This is a genomic window from Mycolicibacter arupensis (genome assembly GCF_002086515.1).
GTDB classification, from domain to species: Bacteria; Actinomycetota; Actinomycetes; order Mycobacteriales; family Mycobacteriaceae; genus Mycobacterium; species Mycobacterium arupense.
Window position 1 is genome coordinate 1 of record NZ_MVHH01000024.1, and the last position, 26897, is coordinate 26897.

General features: G+C 66.6%; 28 protein-coding genes. 8 read left to right on the plus strand and 20 right to left on the minus strand.

Annotated features, from left to right (window positions below):
* The coding region (locus BST15_RS12460) for a glutamine synthetase (protein ID WP_420093281.1) at window positions 1-226 on the minus strand (226 nt) is incomplete at its 3' end.
* A gap of 215 nt (window positions 227-441) precedes the next feature.
* Here BST15_RS12460 and gltB point away from each other — a divergent pair.
* Both gltB and BST15_RS12470 read left to right on the plus strand, forming a co-directional pair.
* Window positions 442-5058 (plus strand): glutamate synthase large subunit, encoded by a 4617-nt coding sequence (gene gltB / locus BST15_RS12465; protein ID WP_046190651.1) that lies wholly within the window; start codon window positions 442-444, stop codon window positions 5056-5058.
* A complete protein-coding gene (locus BST15_RS12470) occupies window positions 5051-6502 on the plus strand; it encodes a glutamate synthase subunit beta (protein WP_046190650.1) in 1452 nt (483 codons plus the stop codon). Before gltB ends, BST15_RS12470 begins: the two co-directional genes overlap by 8 nt.
* A gap of 18 nt (window positions 6503-6520) precedes the next feature.
* On the opposite strand, the gene BST15_RS12475 is transcribed toward BST15_RS12470, so the two are convergent.
* The 5 genes from BST15_RS12475 to BST15_RS12495 are packed head-to-tail and all read right to left on the minus strand — an operon-like array spanning window position 6521 to window position 10800.
* Window positions 6521-7342 (minus strand): ABC transporter permease, encoded by an 822-nt coding sequence (locus BST15_RS12475; protein ID WP_083070975.1) that lies wholly within the window; start codon window positions 7340-7342, stop codon window positions 6521-6523.
* Window positions 7339-8508, minus strand: coding sequence for an ABC transporter substrate-binding protein (locus BST15_RS12480; protein WP_046295612.1), 1170 nt, complete (start codon window positions 8506-8508; stop codon window positions 7339-7341). Before BST15_RS12480 ends, BST15_RS12475 begins: the two co-directional genes overlap by 4 nt.
* Window positions 8505-9248, minus strand: coding sequence for an ABC transporter ATP-binding protein (locus tag BST15_RS12485; protein ID WP_046190653.1), 744 nt, complete (start codon window positions 9246-9248; stop codon window positions 8505-8507). The genes BST15_RS12480 and BST15_RS12485 overlap by 4 nt, the downstream gene beginning before the upstream one ends.
* Window positions 9224-10270 (minus strand): acyl-CoA dehydrogenase family protein, encoded by a 1047-nt coding sequence (locus tag BST15_RS12490; RefSeq protein ID WP_046190648.1) that lies wholly within the window; start codon window positions 10268-10270, stop codon window positions 9224-9226. Before BST15_RS12490 ends, BST15_RS12485 begins: the two co-directional genes overlap by 25 nt.
* Window positions 10267-10800 carry a DUF4242 domain-containing protein gene (locus BST15_RS12495; protein ID WP_046190647.1) on the minus strand — a complete coding sequence of 178 codons (534 nt, stop codon included), beginning with the start codon at window positions 10798-10800 and terminating at the stop codon, window positions 10267-10269. The genes BST15_RS12490 and BST15_RS12495 overlap by 4 nt, the downstream gene beginning before the upstream one ends.
* A gap of 86 nt (window positions 10801-10886) precedes the next feature.
* Between BST15_RS12495 and BST15_RS12500 the strand changes: the two genes are divergently transcribed.
* Window positions 10887-11495 carry a TetR/AcrR family transcriptional regulator gene (locus tag BST15_RS12500; RefSeq protein WP_046190646.1) on the plus strand — a complete coding sequence of 203 codons (609 nt, stop codon included), beginning with the start codon at window positions 10887-10889 and terminating at the stop codon, window positions 11493-11495.
* A 346-nt stretch (window positions 11496-11841) separates the two neighbouring features.
* On the opposite strand, the gene BST15_RS12505 is transcribed toward BST15_RS12500, so the two are convergent.
* Window positions 11842-12705 carry an LLM class F420-dependent oxidoreductase gene (locus BST15_RS12505; protein ID WP_046190645.1) on the minus strand — a complete coding sequence of 288 codons (864 nt, stop codon included), beginning with the start codon at window positions 12703-12705 and terminating at the stop codon, window positions 11842-11844.
* 126 nt (window positions 12706-12831) lie between these two features.
* Here BST15_RS12505 and BST15_RS12510 point away from each other — a divergent pair, with 126 nt between their 5' ends.
* A complete protein-coding gene (locus tag BST15_RS12510) occupies window positions 12832-13248 on the plus strand; it encodes a hypothetical protein (RefSeq protein WP_046190652.1) in 417 nt (138 codons plus the stop codon).
* A gap of 22 nt (window positions 13249-13270) precedes the next feature.
* On the opposite strand, the gene BST15_RS12515 is transcribed toward BST15_RS12510, so the two are convergent.
* Window positions 13271-13954, minus strand: a complete 684-nt coding sequence (locus BST15_RS12515) for a TetR/AcrR family transcriptional regulator (RefSeq protein ID WP_276037351.1) — start codon at window positions 13952-13954, stop codon at window positions 13271-13273.
* A 28-nt stretch (window positions 13955-13982) separates the two neighbouring features.
* On the opposite strand from BST15_RS12515, the gene BST15_RS12520 reads away from it, so the two are divergent.
* Window positions 13983-15452: a flavin-containing monooxygenase gene (locus tag BST15_RS12520; RefSeq protein ID WP_046190643.1), complete on the plus strand. Its 1470-nt coding sequence runs from the start codon at window positions 13983-13985 to the stop codon at window positions 15450-15452.
* On the opposite strand, the gene BST15_RS12525 is transcribed toward BST15_RS12520, so the two are convergent.
* The 7 genes from BST15_RS12525 to BST15_RS12555 form a co-directional block, all read right to left on the minus strand.
* On the minus strand, window positions 15449-16168 hold the full coding sequence (locus tag BST15_RS12525) for a YggS family pyridoxal phosphate-dependent enzyme (RefSeq protein ID WP_046190642.1): 720 nt from the start codon (window positions 16166-16168) through the stop codon (window positions 15449-15451). The two genes, BST15_RS12520 and BST15_RS12525, sit on opposite strands and share 4 nt — an antisense overlap.
* An 11-nt stretch (window positions 16169-16179) precedes the next feature.
* The gene (gene rraA, locus BST15_RS12530; protein ID WP_046190641.1) at window positions 16180-16653 is read right to left on the minus strand and encodes a ribonuclease E activity regulator RraA; all 474 of its coding nucleotides are present in this window, start codon (window positions 16651-16653) and stop codon (window positions 16180-16182) included.
* A 5-nt stretch (window positions 16654-16658) separates the two neighbouring features.
* Window positions 16659-17135 (minus strand): hypothetical protein, encoded by a 477-nt coding sequence (locus BST15_RS12535; RefSeq protein ID WP_083070976.1) that lies wholly within the window; start codon window positions 17133-17135, stop codon window positions 16659-16661.
* Between the two features lie 88 nt (window positions 17136-17223).
* On the minus strand, window positions 17224-17733 hold the full coding sequence (locus tag BST15_RS12540; protein ID WP_046189562.1) for a copper resistance CopC family protein: 510 nt from the start codon (window positions 17731-17733) through the stop codon (window positions 17224-17226).
* A gap of 32 nt (window positions 17734-17765) precedes the next feature.
* Entirely contained in the window at window positions 17766-18446 is a 681-nt protein-coding gene (locus BST15_RS12545; RefSeq protein ID WP_046189534.1) for a YcnI family protein, read from the minus strand.
* The gene (locus tag BST15_RS12550; RefSeq protein WP_046189563.1) at window positions 18443-19102 is read right to left on the minus strand and encodes a DUF6474 family protein; all 660 of its coding nucleotides are present in this window, start codon (window positions 19100-19102) and stop codon (window positions 18443-18445) included. The genes BST15_RS12545 and BST15_RS12550 overlap by 4 nt, the downstream gene beginning before the upstream one ends.
* A gap of 62 nt (window positions 19103-19164) precedes the next feature.
* The gene (locus BST15_RS12555) at window positions 19165-19563 is read right to left on the minus strand and encodes a helix-turn-helix domain-containing protein (protein WP_046189535.1); all 399 of its coding nucleotides are present in this window, start codon (window positions 19561-19563) and stop codon (window positions 19165-19167) included.
* A gap of 215 nt (window positions 19564-19778) precedes the next feature.
* Between BST15_RS12555 and BST15_RS12560 the strand changes: the two genes are divergently transcribed.
* A complete protein-coding gene (locus tag BST15_RS12560; protein ID WP_176215952.1) occupies window positions 19779-21035 on the plus strand; it encodes an integrase catalytic domain-containing protein in 1257 nt (418 codons plus the stop codon).
* A 283-nt stretch (window positions 21036-21318) separates the two neighbouring features.
* On the opposite strand, the gene BST15_RS12565 is transcribed toward BST15_RS12560, so the two are convergent.
* From BST15_RS12565 to BST15_RS22115, 4 genes are all read right to left on the minus strand, one after another.
* Complete coding sequence (locus BST15_RS12565; RefSeq protein ID WP_046189536.1) at window positions 21319-22032, minus strand: TMEM165/GDT1 family protein; 714 nt, start codon at window positions 22030-22032, stop codon at window positions 21319-21321.
* A 116-nt stretch (window positions 22033-22148) separates the two neighbouring features.
* On the minus strand, window positions 22149-22685 hold the full coding sequence (locus BST15_RS12570) for a hypothetical protein (RefSeq protein WP_046189537.1): 537 nt from the start codon (window positions 22683-22685) through the stop codon (window positions 22149-22151).
* A 211-nt stretch (window positions 22686-22896) separates the two neighbouring features.
* Entirely contained in the window at window positions 22897-23517 is a 621-nt protein-coding gene (locus tag BST15_RS12575) for a superoxide dismutase (RefSeq protein ID WP_046189538.1), read from the minus strand.
* Window positions 23518-23727: 210 nt separating this feature from the next.
* Complete coding sequence (locus BST15_RS22115; protein WP_165757121.1) at window positions 23728-23886, minus strand: hypothetical protein; 159 nt, start codon at window positions 23884-23886, stop codon at window positions 23728-23730.
* A 505-nt stretch (window positions 23887-24391) separates the two neighbouring features.
* On the opposite strand from BST15_RS22115, the gene BST15_RS12580 reads away from it, so the two are divergent.
* Together BST15_RS12580 and BST15_RS12585 are read left to right on the plus strand one after the other, a co-directional pair.
* Complete coding sequence (locus BST15_RS12580) at window positions 24392-25474, plus strand: DUF4328 domain-containing protein (RefSeq protein WP_046189539.1); 1083 nt, start codon at window positions 24392-24394, stop codon at window positions 25472-25474.
* Window positions 25475-25478: 4 nt separating this feature from the next.
* Complete coding sequence (locus tag BST15_RS12585; protein WP_046189540.1) at window positions 25479-26288, plus strand: glycerophosphodiester phosphodiesterase; 810 nt, start codon at window positions 25479-25481, stop codon at window positions 26286-26288.
* A gap of 15 nt (window positions 26289-26303) precedes the next feature.
* On the opposite strand, the gene BST15_RS12590 is transcribed toward BST15_RS12585, so the two are convergent.
* Entirely contained in the window at window positions 26304-26840 is a 537-nt protein-coding gene (locus BST15_RS12590; RefSeq protein ID WP_046189541.1) for a ferritin, read from the minus strand.
* Between the last annotated feature and the right edge of the window lie 57 nt (window positions 26841-26897).

Below are 26897 nucleotides of genomic sequence, written 5' to 3' on the forward strand. Positions count from 1 at the left end.
TCGACTGGAATCCGCGGATCGACGAGCCATCGAATGCCAGCCCATCCTCGAACACGCTCTCGTCGAACGCTGCGGCCGGAATGGAGAAGTGCTGCATCACTCCGGGCAGATCGCAGAATCGAATGTCGACGTACTCAACCGACTCGTCGGCGATGAGCTTGAAAAGGTCGGCGGCCATCTTTGGTCTCCTTCGCGTTAAGACAGCCAAACGATAGGTAGGGCACATTTCCTGGACATCATCCGGTTATTGCGTCGGCGTAACACAACCCTCACTGCGGGCCCGCTGTCCAGCGAACTAGCACGCGAGGTAGGTAGGGGTATATCGTGGCGTTGCCTGTCGAGATTTTTCAGGCAAGAACGCCGTTCAACGTCGCACGGAACATCACCTTGACCGCTGGTCCATCGGGCCCGCGGGCAAAGACGTGCGAAGGGTCAGGTGCGATGGCGCCCAGTCGGGTGGGGCTCTACAACCCCGCGTTCGAGCATGACGCGTGTGGTGTGGCCATGGTGGTCGATATCCATGGCCGGCGCAGCCGCGACATCGTCGATAAGTCGATCACCGCGTTGATCAATCTGGATCATCGTGGCGCCGCGGGAGCCGAGCCGAACAGCGGCGACGGCGCCGGAATCCTGATCCAGATTCCCGATCTGTTCCTGCGCGCGGTGACCGATTTCGAGCTACCGCCCGAGGGCAGCTACGCCACCGGTATCGCCTTCCTGCCGCAGTCGGCCAAAGAATCAGCGGCCGCGTGCGTCGGTTTGGAGAAGATCGTGGAGGCCGAGGGCCTGCAGGTCCTCGGCTGGCGTGAGGTGCCGATCGACGACTCGTCACTGGGTGCGCTGGCGCGTGACGCCATGCCCACCTTCCGGCAGCTGTTCATCGGCGGCGCCTCCGGCATGGCTCTGGAGCGCCGCGCCTACGTGGTGCGCAAGCGCGCCGAGCACGAGCTGGGCAGCAAGGGCCCCGGCCAGGACGGTCCAGGCCGGGAATCGGTGTACTTCCCCAGCCTTTCCGGCCGGACCATGGTCTACAAGGGCATGTTGACCACCCCGCAGCTCAAAGCGTTCTACCCCGACCTGGCCGACGAGCGCATGCAGAGCGCGCTGGGCATCGTGCATTCCCGGTTCTCCACCAACACCTTCCCGTCGTGGCCGCTGGCTCACCCGTTCCGCCGGATCGCTCACAACGGCGAGATCAACACCGTCACCGGTAACGAGAACTGGATGCGGGCGCGCGAGGCGCTGATTCGCACCGACGTGTTCGGCGCGGCGGGCGGACCGCGCAGCGCCGACAAGCTGTTCCCGATCTGTACGCCCGGTGCCTCAGACACCGCACGGTTCGATGAGGTTCTTGAGCTGCTGCACCTGGGTGGCCGGAGCCTGCCGCACGCGGTGCTGATGATGATTCCCGAGGCCTGGGAACGCCACGAAAGCATGGACGCGTCCACCCGGGCCTTCTACGAGTACCACGACTCGCTGATGGAGCCCTGGGACGGCCCGGCCTCGATGACGTTCACCGACGGAACCGTGGTGGGCGCAGTGCTGGACCGCAACGGTCTGCGGCCGTCGCGTATCTGGGTCACCGAAGACGGCCTGGTCGTGATGGCATCCGAAGCCGGGGTCCTGGATCTGGACCCGGCCACGGTGGTGCACCGGCAGCGACTGCAGCCGGGCAAGATGTTCCTGGTCGACACCGCCGAGGGGCGGATCATCTCCGACCGCGAGGTCAAATCCACGCTGGCCGGCGAACGGCCGTACCAGCAGTGGATCGACGAGTGCCTGATCGGCATCGACGAACTGCCCCCCGGTGACGCCCCCCGGATGGAACACCACCGGGTGCTGCTGCGACAGCAGATTTTCGGCTACACCTATGAAGAGCTCAATCTAGTGCTGGGGCCGATGGCCCGCAGCGGTGCCGAGCCAATCGGATCGATGGGCACCGACACCCCGGTGGCGGCGCTCTCGGCGCGCCCGCGGCTGCTCTATGACTACTTCCAGCAGCTGTTCGCTCAGGTCACCAACCCGCCGTTGGACGCCATCCGCGAAGAGGTGGTCACCAGCCTGCAGGGCGCGCTGGGCCCCGAAGGCGACCTTCTCAACACCGATGAGCCCACCTGGCGGCAGGTCGTGCTGTCCCAGCCGATCCTGAGCAACGCCGAGCTTGCGAAGCTGGTGAAGCTGGACCCGGAGCAGCAGATCGGATCCCGCGGCCCGCACGGCCTCTCCACGGCAGTCATCAGTTGCCTGTACCCGCCTGCCGCCGGCGGCGCCGGGTTGCGTGCGGCACTGAAGCAGGTCTGCGCGCGGGCGTCGGAAGCGATAGCCGAGGGCGCCAGCTTCCTGGTGATCTCCGACCGCGAGTCCGACGAGACGATGGCTCCCATTCCCTCGCTGCTGGCCACCGCTGCGGTGCATCACCACCTGGTCGCGGAGCGGACCCGCACCAAGGTTGGCCTGGTCGTGGAGTCCGGAGACGCCCGCGAGGTCCACCACATGGCCGCGCTGATCGGGTTCGGCGCTGCCGCCATCAACCCTTACCTGGCGTTCGAGTCGGTCGAGGACATGCTCGACCGGGGTCTGCTCGATGGCTTGCAGGCGCCCCAAGACCGCGAGAAGGCGTTGTACAACTACGCCAAGGCCGCTTCCAAGGGCGTGCTCAAGATCATGTCCAAGATGGGGATCTCGACGCGCGCGTCCTACACCGGGGCCCAGCTGTTCCAGCCGATCGGGATCTCCCAGGATGTCCTCGACGAGTACTTCACCGGGCTGTACTGCCCGATCGGCGGAATCACGCTCGACGACATCGCCGCCGACGTGGCTGCCCGTCACGGGCTGGCCTATCTGGACCGCCCGGAAGAGCGGGCCTACCGCGAACTGCCGGTCGGCGGGGAGTACCAGTGGCGTCGTGAGGGCGAGATCCACCTGTTCAACCCCGAGACGGTGTTCAAACTGCAGCACTCGACCCGCACCGGTCAGTACGCGGTCTTCAAGGAGTACACCAAGCTCGTCGATGACCAGAGCGAACGGTTGGCCACGCTGCGCGGCCTGCTGCGGTTCAAGCTCGGGGAGCGCCCACCGGTGCCCATCGAAGAGGTGGAGCCGGCTACCGAGATCGTCAAGCGATTCGCCACCGGTGCCATGAGCTATGGATCGATCTCCGCAGAGGCACACGAAACGCTGGCGATCGCGATGAACCGCATCGGCGGCCGGTCCAACAGTGGTGAGGGCGGCGAGCACCACAGTCGCTTCCTCCCCGACGCCGATGGCTCGTGGCGGCGAAGCGCCATCAAGCAGGTCGCCTCGGGACGTTTCGGTGTGACCAGCGAGTATCTCGTCAACTGCACCGATCTGCAGATCAAGATCGCGCAGGGCGCCAAACCCGGCGAAGGCGGACAGCTTCCGGGCAACAAGGTCTACCCGTGGGTCGCCGAGGTGCGTCACGCCACCCCGGGTGTCGGGTTGATCTCACCGCCGCCGCACCACGACATCTATTCGATCGAGGATCTCAAGCAGCTGATCCACGATCTGAAGAACGCCAATCCCGAGGCCCGCATCCACGTGAAGCTGGTCGCTGAAAGTGGCGTCGGCACGGTCGCGGCAGGTGTGTCCAAGGCGCACGCCGACGTGGTGCTGATCTCCGGTCACGACGGGGGCACCGGCGCCGCGCCACTGACGTCGCTCAAGCACGCCGGAGCGCCCTGGGAGCTGGGACTGGCCGAGACGCAGCAGACCTTGCTGCTCAACGGACTGCGGGACCGGATCGTGGTGCAGGTCGACGGCCAGCTCAAGACCGGCCGCGACGTGGTGATCGCCGCGCTGCTGGGCGGTGAGGAGTTCGGTTTCGCCACCGCACCGTTGGTGGTCTCGGGCTGCATCATGATGCGGGTCTGCCACCTGGACACCTGCCCGGTGGGCGTGGCGACCCAGAACCCGAAGTTGCGTGAGCGCTTCAGTGGCCAGCCGGAGTTTGTCGAGAACTTCTTCTGGTTCATCGCCGAGGAAGTGCGCGAATACCTTGCCGCGCTGGGATTCCGCACCATCAACGAGGCGGTCGGCCAGGTCAACGCACTGGACACCACGTTGGCCCGGGCGCACTGGAAGGCCCACCGGCTCGACCTGACCCCGGTTCTGCACGAACCGGATTCGGCGTTCATGAACCAGGGGCTGTACTGCACCTCGAGCCAGGACCACGGTCTGGACAAGGCACTGGACCAGCAACTGATCGCGATGAGTCGCGAGGCTGTCGACTCGGGTGCTCCGGTCCGATTCAGCAGTGCGATATCCAACGTGAACCGGACCGTCGGAACCATGCTCGGCTACGAGGTCACCAAGGCCTACGGCGCCCAAGGGTTGCCCGACGGGACCATCGACATCACCTTCACCGGGTCGGCGGGTAACAGCTTCGGGGCCTTCGTCCCCTCCGGGATCACCCTGCGGGTCTTCGGCGACGCCAATGACTACGTCGGCAAGGGCCTGTCCGGTGGTCGGATCGTGGTGCGGCCCTCGCTGGACGCCCCCGAGGGCTACGCGGCCGAGGAGAACATCATCGGCGGCAACGTGATCCTGTTCGGCGCAACGTCCGGCGAGGCGTTCCTGCGCGGGGTGGTCGGTGAGCGGTTCGCGGTCCGCAACTCCGGCGCGGTGGCGGTGGTCGAGGGAGTCGGCGACCACGGCTGCGAGTACATGACCGGCGGGAAGGTTGTGGTTCTGGGACCCACCGGCCGTAACTTCGCCGCCGGGATGTCCGGTGGCGTGGCCTACGTCTACGACCCCGATCGGGCGTTGGGCGGCCGGCTCAACACCGAGATGGTGGACCTCGACACATTCGACGATTTCGATGCCGACGATGTGGCCTGGCTGCGTGACATTCTGGCGGCGCATATCGCTGCCACCGACTCGGTTCCCGCTCGCGAGATTCTGGCCGATTGGGCCAACCGCGGAAGGGATTTCGTCAAAGTGATGCCGCGCGACTACCGGCGAGTGCTCGCCGCGGTCGCCGAGGCGAAAGCCAGCGGCGCAGATCCTGAGGAGGCGATTATGGCGGCGGCTCATGGCTGACCCGAGAGGTTTTATCAACATCCCCCTGCGGGTCCTGCCGGTGCGCCGACCGGTCAGCGAGCGCTTGGGCGACTGGAATGAGGTCTACGAAGACTTCGCCGAGGAGTCCGTGCGCGAGCAGGCCGGTCGCTGCATGGACTGTGGTATTCCGTTCTGCCACAACGGCTGTCCGCTGGGGAACCTCATTCCGGAGTGGAATGACTTGGTGCGTACCGGCCGCTGGCGTGAGGCCTTCGATCGGCTGCACGCTACGAACAACTTCCCGGACTTCACCGGGAGGCTCTGCCCCGCACCGTGTGAGCCCGCCTGTGTGCTGGGCATCAACCAGCCGCCGGTGACCATCAAGCAGGTCGAATACGAGATCGTCGAACGTGGCTTCGCTGAGGGCTGGACGGACCCGATCCTGCCGTCGGTGCAGACCGGCAAGTTGGTCGCGGTGGTGGGCTCCGGGCCGGCCGGCCTGGCCGCCGCCCAGCAGCTCACCCGCGGCGGACATTCGGTGACGGTCTTCGAGCGCGACGACCGTATCGGCGGACTGCTGCGTTACGGCATCCCGGAATTCAAGATGGAAAAGCGCATCCTGGACCGGCGACTCGAGCAGATGATCGGTGAGGGAACGGTCTTCAAGACCGGTGTGAATGTCGGGGTCGACCTGACGGTCGAGCAATTACGCGAGGAGTTCGACGCCGTCGTACTGGCGGGCGGCGCCACCGCCTGGCGTGACCTGCCGATCCCCGGCCGTGAATTCGACGGGATCTATCAGGCGATGGAATTCCTGCCGTGGGCCAACCGGGTCCAGGCGGGCGACATGGCCGAGCCCCCGATCACCGCCCACGGCAAGAAGGTCATCATCATCGGCGGCGGTGACACCGGCGCCGACTGCCTGGGCACGGCGCACCGCCAGGGCGCGACGCATGTGCACCAGTTCGAGATCATGCCGCGTCCCCCGGAGACTCGGGACCCCTCGACACCGTGGCCTACTTACCCCCTGGTCATGCGGACCACGTCGGCGCACGAAGAGGGTGGTGACCGGGTGTTCTCGGTCAACACCGAGGAGTTCACCGGTAAAGACGGCCGTGTGACCGGGCTGCGTGCGCACGAGGTACGTCGCCAGGGCGGTGGTTTCGAGAAGGTGGAAGGCACCGACTTCGAGCTCGAAGCAGACCTGGTTCTGCTCGCGATGGGCTTCGTCGGACCCGAACGGTCGCCGCTGCTGGCTGATCTGGGCGTCGAGTTCACCGACCGCGGCAACGTGGCACGTGATGCCGAGTACGCCACCGCGGTGCCGGGTGTCTTCGTCGCCGGGGACATGGGTCGAGGTCAGTCCCTGATCGTGTGGGCGATCGCCGAAGGGCGTTCCGCGGCAGCCAGCGTGGACCGTTACCTGATGGGCCGCACCGCGTTGCCGTCGCCGATCGTCTCGACGGCCGCTCCCATCCGGTAGCGGCCGCCGAGGCGGCGATCAGCTTTGCTGGATACGCCGCGGTGCGAGCAGGATTCGGGCGGCCAGATCCAGCAGATAGCCGAGCACACCGATGACGGCGATCACCGCGACCACAGAGGCGTAGTCGAGCTGATCCCGGGCGTTGAGGATCTGATACCCCAGACCCGAACGCACCCCCAGCATTTCGGCGGGAACCAGCACCACCCAGGCGATTCCGAGGGCCAGCCGCAGACCGTTCTGTACCTGAACGCGCACGGCCGGCAGCACCACTGCGGTCAGTTGCTCGATGCGGCTGGCATGCAGCGATCGTGCGACGTGCAGGAATCCGGGGTCGATCGCGTGGACACCGGCGACGGTTCCGAGTAGCACCGGCCAGACCGCTGCCACGGCGATCAGGAAGATCACCGGCTGGTTGCCGATTCCGAACAGTGCCACGGTGATCGGGGTCCACGACAGCGGTGAGATCATCCGCAGAAATGCCACCAACGGGCTGGCCGCTCGCTCGGCAGTGCGGCTCAGGCCAATGAGCAGGCCGGTCGGGATGCCGATCAGAGCGGCGATGAGCAGGCCGATCAGCAGCCGGTACAGGCTGACGGCGGTGTCGGTTGCCAACACCCCGCGACTGACCAGCTCGGCCAGCGCCGGCAGCACATGCTGCGGCGCGGTCTGTCGCAGCAGTGACTGCGGAGCGCAGAGCACAGTGGTGGCTGCCCACCACAGCGTCACGGCGACGCCGATGCTGGCAACCGGGGGCCATATCCGCGGCCACCACCGGGAGCCCGCGTTCGAGTCGCGGCCTGGAGCGGGTGGGTGACTGAGCTGCGCTGCGGTGGTGATCATAAGGCGTGCACCTGTTCTTCTCGTGTCAGTGAAGCGGCCAGACCGAATGCCGTCGGACCGCCGTGTTGGGCGAGCGCGGCCCGCACGAACTGATCGTCGACGAGGTCGTCGTGGACCCGAGCGGGATCCAGCCGCTCGAGGAATCGACGGTCGCCGTCGATGACCGTCTCGCCCATGGCTTCGACGAGGCGCCGGGTGAAGCTGGCGAAGGGAAACGGGGTGAAGCCGAGCCGCTGGGGATGCCAGTCCGGATGGTTCAGCCGATACGGGGGGTCGGGGTAGGTCAAGGCCAGCTGTACCGCGGGCACGGGTTGCGGCAGGTAGTGGCCGCCACCGAGGGCCTTGGCGGCGGCGATCCGATCGGCGTTCAGCAGTAGTTGCGCGCCGACTACGGCGTCGGTGACCTGTTGGATTGCGTTGGGCCGCTGCGCGATCACGTCGTCGCGGGTGATGAGCGCGCAGCAGGCGTGGTCTCGCCAGACGTCGCCGAGGAAGGTGTGGATGTGTCCGATCTTCTTGATCTGGGCGACCGCGTTGAACGGGTCCGCCACCACGTAGCCGCCGATGGAGCGATTGGCCAACGCCGGCACCATGTCCGACGGGCTCATCACGATCAACTCCACGGTCCGTGCGGCGCGAGAGGCGCTGCGGCGCACCACCGGTCGTAGTCCGTGTGCGCGCAGCAGCTGCTGCAGCACGATGTTGTGGATGGACCACCAGAAAGGAATGGCGACCTGGGTCCCGGCCAGGTCGGCCACGTCGGTGATCTGGGGCGCCACCGTCAGGGCCGAACCGTTGGTGTGATTCCAGCCCAGTACCCGAACACCGCCGCCCAGGGCGTAACGCAACTGCACGGCCATCGGCATCAGCAGATGCGCCACGTCCACCTTGCCGGTGACGAATGCTTCGCCCAGTGCAGCCCAACTGCGGAACATCACCGGTTTGGCCGTGCTGACCAGACCGGCCGGATACAACGCGGCGCTGTGCGCCATCAGCAAGGGCGCGGCGTCGGTGATGGGCAGGTAGCCGATGCGCAGTGGCCCGCCGATCTCGGCCCCGCGAGCGGCGGTGGCACTGCGGGCCAGATCGCCGAGTCCGAAGATGCCGCCGGCCGCGGCGGCCGCGGCAGTGCCCACCAGCAGGCTGCGCCGGCTGAGGGTGGTCACGACCGCACCCCACCGACGACGCTGGCGCGGTCGGCGTCGTACTGGGCCAGAATCTCCTGACGCAGATCCGCGTGGCCGACGGGCGCAGCGTCTGAGATCTCCCACTGGTTGCGCAGCCGCCCATCCGAGCCGAGCAGGATCACTCGCTCTGCCAGCCGTAGGGCTTCATCGACATCATGGGTGACCAGGACCACGGTCACCCGTAGTGCGGCCGCCAACTGTCCCAGCCAGCCCTGCAGGTCGGCGCGGGTGGTGGGGTCCAGTGCGCTGAAGGGCTCATCGAGCAGCAACAATCTCGGGTTGGTGGCCACCGCACGCAAGATGGCCACCCGCTGAGCCTGTCCTCCGGACAGCTGATCGGGATAGCGGTCGGCAAGCTGATCCACGCCGAATCGAGCCATCAACTCGGCGACGCGCTCCTGATCGAAGTCGGAGCGGTGGGCAGCGAAGCGCTTTGCGTAGGAGACATTCTCGGCGACGGTGAGCCACGGCATCAGTAGCGGGCGCTGAAACACCACCCCGGTGCGGGGCCGGTTGCCATCGGAGTTCCACGTGACGGTGCCGGTGTCCAGCGACTCCAGCCCGGCGAGCACCCGAAGCAGCGTCGACTTGCCGCTGCCGCTGCTTCCCAGGACCGCGACGAACTCGCCGTCACCCACGGACAGTTCGATGTCGCGGAGAACGGTGACCGCGCCGAACTGCTTGCCGCCCTGGGCTATGCGTACCGACTCAGTTCCCACCGCAGTTGTCCTTCCGAGGGCGATTGAATGGGGAGAAATGCTGCTTCCCGGAATCGGCGGTTGGCGCCGCTGCGGGTTGCATAACCGGCGCCGCCGGCCAGGGTGGATTCCAGGCGGGTTGCCGCCAGCGCGGTGGTGGCACCGTCGAGGCGTAGCCGAATGATGTCGGCGACACCTGCCGCGCGTGAGCGTGCGGCCAGTGCGAACAGCGACCCGCGCAGGCGGTGCAGGTCCGCGCCCAGCTCGGTGAGTTCGCCGCTGAACTGCTCGGCCAGCGTGCCGCCGGCCCTGCCGGCGCCCTCCAGTGCCGCGGCAGCCACCCCGACACAAAAGGCGGTCTGCAGCAGCAGAAAAGTCGGCCTGATCGTGCTGACGAACGAGGCCAGGTCGGTGGTGAGCACCTGCTCGGGCCGCACCCGAACGTCGTGAAGGTGCAGCGACGTCGATGCGGTTGCCCCCAGGGCCATCAGGTCCGGTGGCGGATTGACCGTGATGCCATCAGTATTCGCGTCAACCACCGCTACCAGCGTGGCGCCATCGCGGCGGCGGGCCGGCAGCACGATCAGTGAGTCCTCGAACACGTTGGAAGCCCAGTGAATCGGCCCGTTGATCCGCAGGCCGTCATCGGTGCTATCGGCGACCAGTGGAACCGGACCCAGCCCGGCGACCTGTTTGAGGCCGGCGGCCATCGCCGTCACACCTGCGCGGGCGCCGCTGCGCAGCGCATCCAGTCGGCCTTCGCGGGCTACCGCCGGCGCGTGCGCCAGGTAGGTCACCGCCATGGTGTGAGCCCACAGCGAGAAGCCGACCGCCAGGCTCGCCGCCGCTGCGTGTTCGATCATGGACGCCAACTCGGGAAGTCCGTCGTCACGCAGGGCGGGCTCGAAGAAGTCGGCCGCGCCGAAGCGCGCCAGGTCGTCGCGGACATCCAGGGTGCCGGCGTCGAGTGCTTCGGCCCGGTCTGCGACTACCGCGGTGAGGTCCGAGAGTGCGGTGTGCACCAGGCGCACCGGTGCGCTCACCGCTGCTCGCCTTCCAAGCGATGCAGTCGGTCGATGGGCGTGGTGACGGCCTCGCGAGCCCGGCGCACCGCGGTCTCGTCGGGGGCGTCGTAGAAGCACAGGCACTTGTCCATGTCCTCGCGCACGTAGGTACGCAGGAACGTGACTTCGGGGACATCGGCGTACTTCGGCGACTTGGCCTTCTTACGAGCAAGGTAGGTGTCCATGTCCAAGTCGGCGGGCAGGTCCCATTCGACGAGGTAGCCCGCCTCGGGGCGCGCGGCCTTGAGTTCGGCCAGCTCGGCACCCACGAGTCGCACCGGGTGGGGGCCACTGGCTTCGGCCACCGACAGCGCGGTCGCGTCGACCGAAGGCGCTTGGCAGGCGCCGAATTCCGCGATCACAAAGGTTCGGTGCTCGCCACCGGTCACTTGCGCCTCGATGAGTTCACCGCCCTGCTGGTGGATCAGGGCGTCGAGCTCTTTGATCGCCCGGTCGGCGTCGGAGCGGTCGAGGCGCAGCGGGGCGATCTCGTAGAGGTAGAGGGTCATGGGGTGTCCTTTCGCCGTCGGATGGCTACGACCGTGCCAGCAATAGACAACCCTGTCTATTGAGCGGACTGGGCTAATCTGCTGCCATGACGCGCACCACCGGAGTGGGCCAAGGCCAGGCCCCGCACGGCAGGAGCGGCGTGCCGCCGGCTCAGCGGCTTCTTGATACCGCGACGGAACTCTTTGCAGCACAAGATATTCGGGAAGTGGGAATCGACCGGATCCTGGCCGAGGCGGGGGTCGCAAAGGCGAGCCTCTATAGCCTCTATGGGTCCAAGGATGCCCTCGTGCTGGCCTATCTGAATGCTTTGGATCAGGCTGATCGCAAGCGCTATCACGGGGCTGCGGCTGCCCTGAGCGATCCCGTTGAGCAGATTCTGCTGTTCTTCGACCTGGCGGCGTCTGCGGCCAAGAAGCGTCGCTATCGCGGGTGCCTGTACGTCAACGCCGCCGGGGCTTACGCGGGCACCGAGCTGGAGCCGGTGGTAGCGCATCGCCGCTGGATGCATACGACGTTGGCGGGGCTGCTGGAGCGGGCGGGGGCCATTGATGCGCAGGACTGTGCGGGCGATCTGCAATTGCTTTACGACGGCGCGCTGGTGGGCTCCAAAGTCGAGCGGTCCGTCGCGCCGATCACCAGGGCCCGCCGGCTGGCCGCTGAGCACATCATGACAAGAACCCCACCAGCAACTTAAGTAACTTTTGTCACATCGGTCGGCGAGTCGGGCTTTGTTTGCCCTGCGGCGGGTGTCTAATGGTCAGCTATGTGATCCGCGTTAACGACGTGTTAACATGGTCCGCATTATTCCAATCTGGTCCGAGCCGGGGCGGGGGTCAGCGCCGTGTACATCAACTCGATATACCGATACCGGATGGGCCGTATGGCCTGGTCGCTGTTGCGCCATCCGCGCAGAAGTCGGGGTTTCCCCGCCAAACACGAACGCTTGATCACCGCCGACGAACTCTTGCGCTTCGCTACCTAGGCGCCCTCGGGCTGCGCGGGAGCGGGCCCTTGGCTCGCGGAAGATAGTTTGCTGACCTCTATCTGCGTGGAGTCTGGGCCAACAGCCCGGAGTCGCGGATCGCCTCCGCCAGCGGTTCGAGCACCGCAGGATCATGCGGTGTAGGCAGGTACGCGATCGCCAGATCCAGGCCCTCGGCCCCCAGTGCCGCGGCGTCGTCGATCACCCGCCGATAGTCCAGCTCGGGCTGAAGCCGCAGATGTGCCGACAGGGTGATCTGCTTCGGGTCACGCCCGATGTCGGCGCAGTGGCCGGCCAGCACGTCGCGCTTCCGGGCGAACTCGGCGGGGGTGCCGCCGACGAAGTTCCAGTGTTGGGCGTACTTCGCGGTGATTTTCAGCGTGCGCTTCTCACCGCTGCCGCCGATGCAGATCGGCGGATGGGGTCGTTGTGGGCCCTTGGGTTCGTTGCGGGCATCGGTGAGTTGGTAGTAGGTCCCGGAGAAAGTGGTGGTTTCGGAACTCAACAGCCCGATCAGGACCTGGCAGGCCTCCTCAAAGCGGTCGAAGCGCTCGCGGATGCTGCCCAACTGAATTCCGTAGGCCCCCGATTCCTCTTCGTTCCACCCCGCGCCGATTCCCAGTTCGAGCCGGCCGCCGGAGATGATGTCGAGGGCGGCAGCCATGTTCGCCAAGACGGCGGGGTGGCGGTAATGGATCCCGGTCACCAAGGTGCCCAGCCGCAGTCGGGTGGTGGCCTGGGCCAGCGCGGTCAGGGTGGTCCAGCCCTCCAGGCATGGCCCGGCCGGGTCGGCGAAGATCGGGTAGAAGTGGTCGAAAGTCCAGCCGGACTCGTAGACGTCGATGGCGTCTGCTGCTCGCCAGACGGCGAGCATGTCGTCCCAGGTGGTGTTTTGGGGTGAGGTTTTGAATGCGAATCGCATCCAGCCGAGCTTAGCGGCGACCGCAAGGACGGCGGAGCCGGCCGTGGCGGGTCGTCGCCGTGGCGGCCGCGGCGACCGCAAGGACGGCGGAGCCGGCCGTGGCGGCAGTAGGCTCACCCGGTGGTCGTGAATCTGGACATCGACACCAAGGTGACGTTGCTGTCGGCTGGCCTGATCTTTGTGTTCGCGCTTGTCCTGGGGGTGTGGAAGCACCACCAGGTCGCCGCCTCCGGCCAGGCGCATGTCTATGTCGATATCGCCTACCGGGCGGCACTGCTGTACTCGTTCGCGACCTTGCTGGTCGCGGTGTTCGTTGAGCTCAGTGCGTGGCCTACGTGGGTAAACATGACCGCGGCCATGGTCATCGTGTTCTTCTTCGTCATCGCGATCGGCAGCTACATGGTGCACGGCGCCTTGCGCGGCACCGACAAGCAATTCGAGCGCCTTGGTTGGCGCCTGCACGTCGCCATGGTGATCCTGGTGATCGGGGAGGTCGGCGGATTTGCGGTACTGCTGGCCGGGTTCGGTGTCGGCGGGTTCTGAGATCGCCTGATCGTGGCAGGCGTCAGGAGGCTTCGCCGTAGATGCTGCTGACCCAGATGTGGGTGAGGGTGTCGACCACCCGTTCGTGGGGAACCGACGGTTCCTCGGCGACCAGTGCGGCCATCATCGTGCGCTCGTTCATCTGATTCAGCGAGGTCGCGAGGTCCAGGGCGGGGATGGTGTTCGGCGCCGCGCCGCGGGTGCGTTCGGCGGCGATCATCGCGGCGGTCTGTTCGATCCACCTCTGCATGAATCCGTTCCACATCGCGCGGAATTCCGGACTGGTGGCCAGTGCCTCGGTGCCGGCCCGGGCGATCGCGCGATGCGAGCTGAACGCGACGAAGAACGCCTTGATGCCGCTGCGCCATACCCGACGTGGATCGGTGGGCAACCGCTGCACTGCCCCGACAAACTCGGAATCGGCCGACGCGATCATGGGCTCCAGCAGGGAAAGCAGCACCGCGTCCTTGGATTTGAAATAGAAGTAGAACGTCGGCCTCGAGATGCCGGCGCCCTTGGCCAGATCATCCACGGAGATCTCACTGAGCGGACGCTGCGAGAGCAGCCGTTCGGCGGTGCTGAGAATCGCCAGTTCCCGATCGTCGCCGGACGGCCGGGTCGGTCGGCGTCCGTGACGGGTTGAATTCGGGCTGGCCACGACGGTTACTTTACACGACGTCGATTTACTCAACAGGGTGTTGACCATCTCGACACACCGTTGATAATCTGACGCCATGACTGAACACCTCGACGTTGTGATCGTCGGCGCTGGCATCTCGGGCATCAGCGCGGCCTGGCATCTGCAGAATCGCTGCCCCAACAAGAGCTACGCCATCCTGGAGAGCCGGGAGAACCTCGGCGGCACCTGGGACCTGTTCAAATACCCGGGGATTCGCTCCGACTCCGACATGTTCACCCTCGGATTCCGCTTCAAGCCGTGGCGCTCGGCCCATTCGATCGCCGAGGGGCCGGACATCTGGAACTACATCAACGAGGCGGCTGTCGAAAACGGCATCGACAAGCACATCCGTTACCGGCACCGGGTGGTCGCGGCTGACTGGTCCGACGCCGACAATCAGTGGACGGTCACCGTCGACAACAACGGCACCCAAGAGCAGATCACCGCATCGTTCGTCTTCGCGTGCAGTGGCTACTACAACTACGAGCAGGGCTACACGCCGGAGTTCCCCGGATCCGACGACTTCACCGGAACCATCGTCCACCCGCAGCACTGGCCGGAGGACCTGGACTACACCGGCAAGAAGATCGTGGTGATCGGCAGTGGCGCCACGGCGGTCACCCTGATTCCCGCACTGGCCAACTCCGGGGCCGGGCATGTCACCATGCTCCAGCGTTCGCCGACGTACATCGGCGCATTGCCGCTGGTCGACCCCGTCGCGGTACAGGCCAACCGATTCCTGCCGGACAAGGCCGCCCACTTCGTCAACCGCTGGAAGGCCATCGGTTTCAGCACTTTTCAGTACCAACTGGCGCGCGCCTTCCCGAAGTACATGCGCAAGACGCTGATGACCATGGCCAAGCACCGGTTGCCCGAGGGCTATGACGTCCAGAAGCACTTCGGCCCGCGGTACAACCCGTGGGACGAGCGGTTGTGCCTGGCCCCCAATGGTGACCTGTTCAAGACCATCCGCGATGGCAAGGCCGATGTCGTCACCGACACCATCAAGACCTTCACCAAGAACGGCATCCTGCTGGACTCCGGGCAGGAACTGGAGGCCGACGTCATCATCACCGCCACCGGGCTGAACATGCAGCTGCTGGGCGGCGCGACGCTGCTGCGCAACGGTGAGCCGATCGACCTGCCCAAGGCGATGACCTATAAGGGCCTGATGTTCTCCGGCGTGCCCAACGCTGCGGTCACCTTCGGCTACACCAACGCCTCGTGGACGCTCAAGGCCGACTTGGTCTCGGAATTCGTCTGCCGCGTGCTCAATTACATGGACGCACACGGCTACGACCGCGTCGAACCGCAGCACCCTGGATCTGCGGTGAAAGAGGAGCCGTTCATGGACTTCAGCCCCGGCTACTTCCGCCGGGCGATGGACGAGCTGCCCCGCTCGGGATCCGAGGCACCGTGGCGGCTCAAGCAGAACTATCTGCTCGACCTCCGGCTGATCCGGCACGGCAAGGTCGACGAGGAGTCACTGAAGTTCAGCAAACACCGTGCGCCGGTGAACGCCTAACCGCGTTCCGGCCAGTAGTGGGAGTCGGGGTAGGGTCGGGCGCCGAACAGGGCGGTCCCGATCCGCACCTCGGTGGCCCCCTCCGCGATAGCCAGCCCGAAGTCGCCACTCATCCCCATCGACAAGCGCGGCAGGTCGTGCCCATGTGTGGTGGCGGTATCACGTAACTGCCGCAATCGGCGGAAACAGCCTCGAACTGTTGCAGGGTCGTCGGTGTTGATGGCCAGCGTCATCAAGCCGCGTACGCGCAGGGTGGGGTAGTCGGCCAGTTCGTCGAGGAAGGGCAGCAGCTGGGCGGGTTCCAGGCCGTACTTGCTGGGCTCATCGGAGGTCTTGACCTGCACCAGCACATCGATGACGCGGTTCTCTGCGCGCAGGTGCCGATCCAGTGTGACAGCCAGCCGGGAGCGGTCCAGCGACTGCACCTCGGCCGCCAGCCGGGCGACCACACCGGCCTTGTTGGTCTGCAGGTGCCCGATCATCACCCAGTCGATCCCCGCACCGGCCAACGCCTCGGCCTTGTCCTTGATCTCTTGGACCTTGTTCTCACCGAAGCGGTGCAATCCCAGTTCGACCGCTTCCCGGATCAATTCGGGAGCGAAAGTCTTACTGACCGGCAGCACGTCGACTTCATCCGGCGACCGCCCCGCGGCCGCGCACGCCTCATCGACGCGCTCACGCAGCAGTTCCCACCGCTGCCGCAAGGTCTCGGGCATGTGAGGTGGACCTAGACGACGACGATGCCGTCGTCGTCGCTGTGGGCGACCGCCCCGGGCACGAACGTGACACCACCGAAGTCGAGCACGACGTCGCGTTCACCTGCGCCGGTCTTGGTGCTCTTGCGGGGATTGGTACCCAGCGCCTTGATGCCGAGGTCAAGGGTGCGCAGGGTGGCGGCGTCACGCACCGCGCCGTGCACGATCAGGCCCGCCCAGCCATTGCCGCGGGCCAGCTCGGCGATGACGTCGCCGACCAGCGCGGTATGCAGCGAACCGCCGCCATCGATGACCAGCACCCCGCCGTCACCGGGTTCGGAGAGAACGGATTTCAGCAGGGCGTTGTCCTGGAAGCAGCGCACCGTGGTGATCCGGCCGGCGAACTCCGTGCGGCCGCCGAGCTGGCGGAACTGAACGTCACAGCTCAGTGCGTCGGGGCCGATCTCGTCGACCAGGTCGGCGGTGGGCCGGAAACGTACGGTCACCGCGGTCAGCCCCGGCGGGCGCGCCGCAACCGGCGAAGCAGCAGCAGCCCAAACACCCCGAGGATGCCGGCGGCCAGTAGCGGCCCGGGCGAACGCCGTGCCGGCGAACTCGGCGGCCGCAGCGGGTTGCGGGCGGTGTCCACGCTGGACTTCGCCTGGGCGGCGGTCTCCTTGGCGCGCTCAGCGAGTTGGCCCGCGCCGTTGGTGGCTACAGCAGGGGCAGGCACGGCGGCGGGCGCCGCGGGAGCAGCGGGCGCACTCTTGACGGGCGCCTTCTTGGCAGGCGCCTTCTTGACCGCCTTGGCGGGTGCCTTCTTGACGGCGGCCTTCTTCGCCGGAGCTTTCTTGGCGGGGGCCTTCTTCGCGGGAGGCTTCGGTGGGGCCGGTGCAGCGGGATCGGCCGGCAATTCGGCGCCGGCCGGGGCGATCGGTTCGGGCGAAGCGGCGGATTCGTGGTCGGGCTGGCCTTGCGGTTCGGTCATACGACAGCTCCTCTGCGAGTTTTCGTCGTGGGCACCGGCAACGTTCCCATCATGCCAGCATCCGCAGGCGGTGATCGCCGGCCAGGAATCAGGAACGCCGCCGGGTGAACCACAGACCGGCTCCAACGAGCGCCACGGCCCCGGCCACGAAGGGCCAAATCGGCAGGTCACCTTCGGGGTCGGCGTAGCGGCGCGGGAGCGCGGGGGTCGCGTCAGGGCGGTCGGTGACCGGGGGACCGGGCTCGCCGGTGCCGGCCACCGTCAGCTCGAAGGGCCACGAGCCCGACACCACATGCCCGTCGGCGGAGGTCACCCGGTAGTGGACGGTGTAGGTCCCGGTCGGACCCAGGGGCCGGACCGCGACGTCTGCGGTGGCGCCGTCGACCCGCGTCTCTCCGATGGACCACAGGCGCGCGTCAGGCCCGACCACCGTCATGGCGGCGAAATCGGCCTGCAGTTGCTCATTGAAGGTGGCGCTGACTCGTTCGGGACCGCGGGCCAGCTTTGCGTCACGGGCCGGGTCGGTCGACACCAGCACGGCATGCGCCGCGGCAACCGCCGGTAGCGCCACCTGCGTCACCATCGCAGCCAGCAACATTGCCGCCACCACGCTGCCGCGCAGCGCCCGTATCACGCCCGCCGCCTACCCAGGGCGATCACGGCGGCCAACGCAGCGACCAGCAGGGCGCCGCCGGCGAGCAGCCGGGCCGCGTTGTCGGCATGGTGTTCGCCGGGTCCGGCCACGGTCTCCGGGCCGGGGCCGGCGGAGACGGCCGGCTCCTGGTGGTGGGAGTGGTGGTGTTCGGATGGCGCGGCCGGGCCGGTCCCCAATTGCAGGCTCGGAACGGGGTGCTCTGCTTCGCCGCCGCCTGGTGGGGGTGCCTGGTCCCAGCGGACCTCGGTGCCATCGGCATAGCGCTGCGCCGAGGGAAAGTTCACCGTTTCGGCGTCGGGCAGACGCATCGCGATCCGGAAAAGTCCGAACTGATCGGCCCCGATCCCACTGCCGGGCGTGGCGGTCCAGGTCACCGAGTGCACCACGCCAGACTTTGTGTCGCGGTCCAGCCGCGCGGTCCATCCGGGTTTGGTCTCGGTGCGGGCCGAGGCGACATCGGGCAGTGTCACTGTGAGTTCCGTTGTGGCAGAACCGGTCGGCGACTCGTTGGGGACCTCGAATGTCACCATCGCGACTCCGCCGCGCACGGCGCCGGGACTGCTGGCGTGTACATGTGCCCACACCGGCGCTGCACCGGCCAAGGACCCTGCGGCCAGTGCCACCGACAGCGCGACGGCGCGGATACGGTTGCTCATGACGGCAGCCCCAACCGGGCCATCAGGTCGGCGTCTATTCCGTCGAGCTGGTCGCTGATCGAGGCGGCGGCCACCCTGCGCCGATCTCCCGGCATGGTCTCGATGGCCGTGACGGCTGTCGCGAGGTCTGAAAGGCGGTCGGTGATCGCTGCAACGAACTGTTTGGTCTCGGAATCCTTGGGCTTGCGGTCGGCCACCAGGCGCACGGTCTTCTCCGCCCCGGCGATCCGGGCTGAAAGCCGGGCGCCATTTCCGGAGAACTCGCCGATCTGCGCCAGCGGCACGCCCAGGTGCGCTGCCCGCTGTTCGTCGATCAGCCCGCGGACCGCCATCGCGACCCGGTACACCACGGGCACGACGATCGGGGCCAGCATTCTGGTGACGACCAAGGTTCGGCGGACGCGGGCCGGCGAGAGGATGCGGCCGTCGCGAGCGGCTTTGAGTTGGCTTTCGGCTGCCTTGCGGGCAGTGCGGTCGCGATTTCGCTCGGAGCGGACCTGAGCCTTCAATGCGCGGGCGTCGGCGCGCTGGGTGGCCTTGAAACGTTTCGCCTCACCCTTGGCGGCGAGCCGAGCTTCAAGCTTGGCGCCGGCTTTCAGCGCACGCGCTTCGGCGCGCCGGGTGGCGCGACTCTTGCGTTTTCTGAACAGGCCCATCGCGGCCGCCTCCCGGTGTTCGCTGGAACCGATCACGCCACCCTAATCGCGGTGCGAGCACCTCAGGCGCTGAGGTGCTCCTTGCGGCGGAGCTCATCGATGTGGGCCAGGACCTCTTCCTGGGCTTCCGGGGAGAGGCCGATGGCCTGGGTGGCGATGCGGCGCACCCCGGGGTCACGCACGCTGTCCAGCCACGCCAACTCGGCGTCGAGTTTGGTGTAGTAGGCGTCGTCGGTGAAGAAGTCGGGTTTGATTCGGAAGAAATTGGCCAGCGCGGCCATGGTGGCGGTGGACGGGTTCGTCCGGTTGCCGGAACGAAGCTGGGAGAGATAGGGGGCCGACATCGTGACGCCCTCTGCTTTGAGTGCCGCGATCACCTCGGCGGACGTGTGAGGTCCTCGGCCGGGCGGATAGACCACATCGAAAAGGCGGTTCAAGCGGACAGCGAACGTCGCGCTCATCGATAGGACCTCCAAGGGGTGGGTAGGCGGCCGTCAGCGCGCTGCCACGGAAAGCAGTAGCGCCTGGTGATTTGCTGATCATCGTAGCCATAGTTACCGACACAACCAAGGGTGCGGCTTGACTCACGAAAAGTGCCCGCGAAACGCCCTCGGTGCCTCACGTAAGAATGCCCGCGAAATGGTGATCGTCGTGGAGCATGGGAAGTGGGTTGTCGATGGCGTCTCGTGCCGAGGTCACCGCCAGGTACGCCAAGGCGTATGTGAGGGCTTCGAAGAAGGACCGGGGCCGGATTCTGGATCAGGTGGTCGAGGTGACCGGCTGGTCGCGTGATAACGCCCGCCGGCGGCTCACGGTAGCGGCCAGGCGCCCGCCGGGTGCGGGCCGCAGTGTCGCAAAACGGCCGCGCAAACCGCGCTCGCCGAAGTACAGCTATGACACCCGTAAGGTGCTGCAGAAGGTCTGGGCCGCCTCGGGTGGGCAGTGCGGCAAGTACCTGGCTGCTTCGATGGCCCTGCAGCTCGACGGGTTGGAGCGCCACGGCGAGTTGGTCTTTGGCCGTGACCGTTACAGCCCGACGGTGCGCGAGGAGCTGTTGGCGATGAGCGCGGCGTCAATCGACCGCTATCTGGCGCCGGTGAAAGCCAAAGACCAGATCAAGGGCAAGTCCACCACCAAGCCCTCGCCGCTGTTGCGCTCGTCGGTCAAGATTCGCAAGGCCACCGACGAAATCGAAGCTGCGCCAGGCTTTTTCGAAGGAGACACCGTCGCGCACTGCGGGCCGACGTTGAAGGGCGAGTTCGCCCGCACCCTCAACCTCACCGATGTGCACACCGGCTGGACTTTCACGCGGACCGTGCGCAACAACGCCCACACCCACATCCTGGCCGCCCTGAAAGCAGGTGTGCATGAAATACCGTATGAGGTAACTGGTTTGGACTTCGACAACGGCACCGAGTTCCTCAACAAAGCCGTCATCAAATGGGCCGGGCAGATGGAGATCTTCTTCACCCGCTCCCGGCCGTACAAGAAGAACGACCAGGCCACCATCGAGTCCAAGAACAACCATCTCGTCCGCAAGTACGGGTTCTACTACCGCTACGACACCGACGAGGAACGTGCGGTGCTCAACCGGCTCTGGCCTCTGGTCAACGACCGGCTCAACTACCTGACCCCCACCATCAAACCCATCGGCTACGCCAGCAGCGGTGACGGCCGGCGCCGCCGTCTCTACGACCAGCCCAAGACCCCACTGGACCGGCTACTGGCGGCCGGCGTCCTCTCACCAGCCCAAGAATCGGAGCTCCTGACCTACCGCGACAGCCTGAACCCGGCCGCGATGGGACGCCAGATCGCCGACCTGCAGAACCGACTTCTCCAGCTGGCCAAGGAGAAAACCGAACAGCTCTACCTCGCCAGCATCCCCACCGCCCTACCCGACACCCGCAAAGGCATCCGGATCAAGGCCTCCTGACCCAACGCCGTTTCGCGGGCATTCTTACCTGAGGCATGGATCAGATTTCGCGGGCATCTTGATCTGAGGCATCACGGGGTGCTTGGGTTGCAAATCCGATCTTGTGGCACGAGATCGGTTTTGCCGCAGTCTATTCGGCGTTTCGTAAAAATCGCTGTGCCCGGAATTTCTTGCAGCGCCTCGCATAATGGGGACCGAAGTCAACGAACCAAAAGTTCCACCATCGTCGGACATTTGGTCCCTATCGCTGGAAGGTGCTCCGGCGAAGTGAAGTTTGCCCCGCTTAACCAGCGGCCGGAGGGATTTGCTGCTGTGCGGTGGAATCGTCTCCGGCGGTCAGCCCGGAGCGGCGCAGCGAAGCGCGCCACAGTGTCGTGCCCAGCGTCATCGCCACCACGCCGACGACCGAGGCGATCGCCACCGGCCGCCAGTCGAGCGCCTCGTCGAACAGGATCCACAGGCCGCATGACAGGAACAGCAGGCCGGCGGCGGTGTGCAGCAGGTGTTCGGGCAACCGGCGGTGCAGCACGTTTCCGGCCGCGATCGCGACCCCGTCGGCCAGCACCATCCCTGCCGTAGCTCCCAGCCATACGCCCAGCCAGTTGCGGTCACTGGCCAATGCGACCGTCGCCAACATCGTCTTATCGCCGAGCTCGGCCAGCAGCACCGAAGACACCACTGCGAACAGCACGAAGCGTGGTTCACGGACCGGGGTCGCGCCCGGAGTGGCGGTGGTTCGCTCTCGCCAGGTCCACGCCGCAAAACCAATGAACGCCACGCCGGCGACGGCGGAGATCGGCCGCGCCGGCAACGTCAGCCCCAGGAAGTGGCCAACCGTCACCGAGATGCCGTGGATGGCGAAGGCCGCGATGGACACTCCGCCCAGCACCACCCACCAACGGTGGCGCAGCGCATAGGTCATGGTGATCAGCTGCGACTTGTCGCCAAGTTCGGCAAGGAACACCACGCCCAGGCTGATCAGCATGGCGGCAAACATGCAGGACGCCCTTTCCTCAGGCCCGAGGCTAGTGACTCACCGGCATGGCCGCCACCGAGCTGAGAAGTTCGACGGCCCGAAACCGAGAGTTCGCGACCGACGGTGCGCGAATGGCGTTATGCGGCAAGCAACATCGCCAGGATCGCGGTGTCGGGATGGCAGACCGGGTCAACACTGACCCGGCTCACCATGGACGTGACCGTGCCGTCCGACTCCGCTTCGACCCAGGCCGCTCGGTGCTGCAGGCCCAGGTAGGGCAGGCCCGGAAGCAAGACGCATCCGGAAGCGGCGCCGCGGCACTCCGGCAGTGAGGGAACGGTCTCCGAAGGTGGGTGCAGCATCAGCAGTGCCGAGGGCTGACGGCCGGCGAAGTATCCCGGCGCTATCGCCGACCGACCCGACACAGTCCCTTCGGCCACCAGCAATCCCACTGTGCCGGGTCCAGGATTGTCGGGCAGTTCCTCGCGCGTACCGAAAACCGTTGTGGTGGAAAGCAATCCGGGCGTGGATGCCACGCGAACCGCGATGCTCAGCAGCTGGGCCCATTCCTTGGTCGAATCCGGCCAGCGGCCGAAGACCACGAATCCGTGGAGTTCCCCACGGGAGTGAAACGGGGCGACCTCGATCGCCCGACCGGACCCTGTCGTCTCCATCGCGCGCACCCTCCGCGACATTGTGGATTGGTGGCTGACTCGCCTGCCCGTATTTCAGCGGCGGGGTTATCTGGCAGCATGCGACAACCACACACGTGATTCAAGGTGACACGGCGAGGGCGCCGATAACGAAACGGTGAAGAATCCTGGCGTAAACCACGATGGGGCGCCGCGCCAACGGCGCAACGCCCCACCGATACCGACAGTGCGGTTAGAAGATCAGGCCCGAGGTCTTCGAGGTGGCCGCCGCGAAACGCGCCTGCACGTCGGCCCAGTTGACCACGTTCCAGAACGCCTTGACGTAGTCCGCCTTCACGTTCTTGTACTGCAGGTAGAAAGCGTGCTCCCACATGTCGACCTGCAGCAGCGGGATGATGCCCAGCGGCACGTTGGCCTGCTGGTCGTAGAGCTGGAAGGTCAGCAGCTTGCCGCCCAGGGTGTCGTAGCCCAGCACCGCCCAGCCTGAACCCTGAAGGCCGTTGGCGGCCGCGGTGAACTGCGCACGGAACTTGTCGAACGAGCCGAACGCGTCGTCCAGAGCCGCTGCCAACTCTCCGGTCGGCTTGTCGCCGCCGTTCGGCGACAGGTTCTTCCACCAGATTGAGTGGTTGACGTGCCCGCCGAGGTGGAAGGCGAGGTTCTTCTCGTTCAAGAAGATCGCGGCGTGGTCGTCGTTGGCACGAGCCTCTTCGAGCTTGGCTACTGCGCTGTTCACTCCGGCGACGTAGGCGGCGTGGTGCTTGCTGTGGTGCAGTTCGTTGATCTGGCCCGAGATGTGCGGCTCAAGGGCTCCGTAATCCCAGTCCAAGTCCGGCAAGGTGTAGTCGGCCACGGGGTTCCTTCCTTCGATAGGTACTGATCCGGTGTCGATCACCGATGATCATTGTCGACAGGTGTTGACGATCTAGCGGCACCCCACTCCCGCCGGCGATCGCGGCGCGATGGGACACCCTTCGACCACACTGCTCCAACACCGAGAGGACCGCAACAATGGGTCAGGCCGGCGCCGGGCCGCGGCCGATCACAGCGCCTGTGTGGGGATTCAGGTCAGGACGAGTGCAAGCAGGAATGACAGCAGTACCAGTGCGATCAATCCGGCGCGCAGCGACGCGAGCAGATAAGCGCGCTTGTACGTCGACGATCCCGCGTGCCAGTGCGCCGCCGCGGCGACGGATCCGGGTCCGACCGGGCTTGCCGTCATTCTCCTGCCCCCAACCTCGCTGTGCGCCCACCCCCGTGAGGCGCATCACATCTGTTCTGTGACGGTGATCATAGCGGTTTACGCGCTCAGTGGAAAAATTCGACGGGATAACCCGGCTTACCTGCGGCGATGTGATCTTGAGGCGTCGATCCGCGGAATGGGGAGTCACCGGCAGCTGGTTAGCGGATCAATCGATTTCGCTCGATGCTGTTAGTCGGTTTGCGCCGAGCTCGGCGCGTTATCCACAGCCGGGGTGACGCTGGCCCTACATCAGCACATCACCGTGCCCGCAGCCTCCGCCGCGCTTGTGGATAAGGCTGTGGAAACTGTGGATAGCCCGTGGTAGCTGGCCGCTTACGCGGTGGGGCACCGCAGGCGCCGGCGACGCGTCCTCGCCAGTGCCGCGGCGGTCTGCTGTGCCGACTTGGCAGTCGTCGCGGGGTGGTAAGCGGTGACCCGCCGCGGTCTGCTTCGCCGACCTTGCGGTCGCCGCTAGGCTGGTGCGGTGATCCAGGTGTGTTCCCGCTGCAACACGCGGTGGAACGTGCGTGAGCAGCAGCGGGGCTGGTGCCCACGCTGCAACGGTGCGCTGTGGGCGCCTCTGACACCCGAACAAGAGGCCCAGCTGCAGTGGACCCAGCCGGGCCCGCAGGCAGCGCCCGCAACATCCGGGGGTGCGCCGCCGCGTCAGGGGCCGGGATACCGCTGGATCGCCGTCCGGCCCGGTCCGCCGCCGCCGCAGGGCCCGCAGCGGCGGCCGCTGGGGCCCACGCCTCGCTACTCGGTGATGCCGCGCTGGACCCTGATGGGTGCGCCGGTTCGTGCTGTGGCCCAACCGAAGTCGGCAGAGCGGACGGCGCCCACAGTGCGCTCGCTGGAGCGGGCGCTCGGGGGTGCGATCGCCGCGCTGGGCATCGCCGCGGTGATCCACGCCCTGATCTACGTCTTGATGATCGTCAATCGCACCAAGCTGCTCAACCCGCTGCTCGCCGGCGGTGCGGTGTGGCTGGGCCGGCTCGCCGGGCTCGCCGCGATCATGGCCGTGGTCAACTGCGCGGTGATGCTGACCAGGTGGCTGATTGCCCGCCGAGCGGCGGCGTTCGCCCGGGCGCACGTGCCTGAGTCGCGTCCGGCCTGGGCCCTGTGGGCCGGGTGCCTGGTCCCGGTGGTCAATCTGGCGTGGGCGCCGGTCTTTGTCATGGAATTGGCCAAGCGGGAGAACCGGCTGGCACCGCTGCGTAAAGCCATCGTGATCTGGTGGGCGGTGTGGGCGGCCAGCACCGCGGCCGCGGTCTTCGCCACCGCCACCAGCTGGGCCGACGGCGCGCAGGCGATCGGCAACAACATGGTGGCCACGGTGTTGGCTTACCTGCTCGGGCTGGCGGCCGTGGTGACCGCGGCCCGGGTCGTGGAGGGATTTGAGCGGCGGTCGATGGGGCGGCCCGCCCAGCACTGGGTCGTGGTCCCTGACGGGCGCGACCCCGCCCCTGCTGTGCCGCGCCCGATTTCAACCGGGACGCCGAAGCCGGAAGAGGCCACGACTCCGGCCCCGGCTCTTGAGTCCGACGGGCGTGAACCGGCAGCATAGGCCCATGACACCGGCTGGCGATGTCGTCTCGGAGCACCCGTTTGTGGTCGCACACCGCGGTGCCTCGATCGACCGCCCGGAACACACCCTGGCCGCTTACGACTTGGCCCTGCAGGAGGGGGCGGACGGTGTCGAGTGCGATGTCCGGCTGACCAGCGACGGCCATCTGGTCTGTGTCCACGATCGGCGGGTGGACCGGACCTCCAGCGGGGCCGGGCTGGTCAGCGAGATGACGCTCTCGGAGCTGCAGCGTCTCGATTACGGCGCCTGGCACCCGGGAGGACAGCCAGGCTCCCTGGGCGGTTTCGGCGACACCGGCCTGCTCACCCTCGATGCGCTGGTTGCGCTGGTGCTGGACTGGCGTCGTCCGGTCAAGATTTTCATCGAGACCAAGCACCCGGTGCGTTTCGGTTCCATGGTCGAGCGTGAGGTGCTCGCGCTGTTGCACCGATTCGGCCTTGCCGCGCCGGCGTCGGCCTCACGGTCGCGGGCGGTGGTCATGTCGTTCTCCGCGGCGGCAGTCTGGCGCATCCGCCGAGCCGCGCCGCTGCTGCCGACCGTGCTGCTCGGTACGGGCGCTCGCTACCTCGGTGGCGGAACAGCGACCACGGTGGGCGCCACCGCGATCGGCCCGTCGATCGAGACGCTGCGTGAGCATCCGGAATTGGTGGACCAGGCCGCCGCACGCGGCCGCGCCCTGTACTGCTGGACCGTTGATCGCAGCGAGGACGTCGATTTCTGTCGGGATATCGGTGTCGCGTGGATCGCGACGAATCAGCCCGCCCGAACCAAGGCGCGGTTGCGGGCGGGCTGATCGGCGGGCGAGGGGTTACCCGCCGGCGATTCGCGGTGCGCCGGCTTCTTGGCCCACCGTGATCTCGCGTGCGATGAAGTTCTCCAGCTCGAACAAGTTGTGCCCGGCACGGTCGGCGACCCTCAGCAGACGGGTCATCAGGGCCACCTCCTCGACCTGTTCGCGCAGGAACCACTGCATGAACTGTTCGCCGAGGTGGTCACCCTCGTCGCGCGCAACGCTGACCAGCCTGCTGATCTGCTCGGTGACGGAGCGTTCCTGCTCGAGGGTGAGCGCCAGAGCCTCGCGAGGCGCGTCGAAGTTATTACGCACCGCGTCAACGCCGGGGATCTCGACCCGGACGTCTCGGTCAAGCAGGTACTGCACCAGCATCATGGCATGATTGCGCTCCTCGACGGCCTGGGCGTAAAAGAATTTCGCCAATTGCGGCAAATCATCCCCGTCGAAATAAACGGCAACTGCGATGTATTGCTGGGCTGCGGTGAATTCGTGGTAAATCTGCTCTTGAAGCAGTGCATGGAATTTAGTCTTGTGGTTGTCGATGTCGCTCATGCCTGCCGATGCTACCCCTGGTCAGAGTAGGTTTGCATCCAAGGTGATGCTTACTCA